The sequence below is a fragment of the Nonomuraea sp. B1E8 genome (assembly GCF_039871515.1).
Lineage (GTDB): Bacteria > Actinomycetota > Actinomycetes > Streptosporangiales > Streptosporangiaceae > Nonomuraea.
In genome coordinates this window covers 1-608 of sequence record NZ_JBDPLS010000055.1, presented here as the reverse complement: position 1 = coordinate 608, position 608 = coordinate 1, and the positions used below count along the sequence as shown (strand labels likewise).

Annotated in this window: 1 protein-coding gene; it reads left to right on the top strand. The window is 64.5% G+C overall.

Annotation, left to right across the window (positions count from 1 at the left end; genetic code table 11):
- The coding region (locus ABGA98_RS45665) for a transposase family protein (RefSeq protein ID WP_347624748.1) at positions 1-463 on the top strand (463 nt) is incomplete at its 5' end.
- Between the last annotated feature and the right edge of the window lie 145 nt (positions 464-608).

Sequence of the window (608 nt, the reverse complement as noted above, 5' to 3'; positions counted from 1 at the left end):
CAGCGTCAAAGGCGAAACGATCGACGCCTGGTTCTCCGGAAAGACCGGCGACTTCGGCGGCAACATCCAGGCATTGTGTGAACCCGGCGGATTCCCTATCTGGACCAGCGACGTCGAACCCGGCGGCATCGTCGATATCGAGGCCGCCCGCTGCCACGTCCTTCCGGCCGTCTACCCCCACACGCATACCATGCCCGTCCTGGCCGACCCCGGCTACCAAGGCGCAGGTCACGGCGTCACCGTGCCATTCAGGCGGCCTGCGGACGGCAACATCCTCAGCATCGACAACCGCACCCGCAACGGCCTCCAGCGCGCACTCCGCTGCCTCGGAGAACGCGGCTTCGCACTCCTCACCGAACGCTGGACCGCGCTCCAGCACACCACACTCAGCCCCAGCAGAATCGGTGATCTCGTCCGCGCCGCCCTCGTCCTCGTCCATTTCGAACACCGGCGGATCAGCTGAAACTCAGTGAGAAAACGTCATTGAGTCTTTCCGCGTAACGGATCACGACCTTGTGTGATCACATCTTCGGTTAGGTGTGGCGTCCGTGTTCGAGACGGAGGAGGACGAGGGCCGCCCGGGTGATCGCGCCGATTCGCCAGGGGTC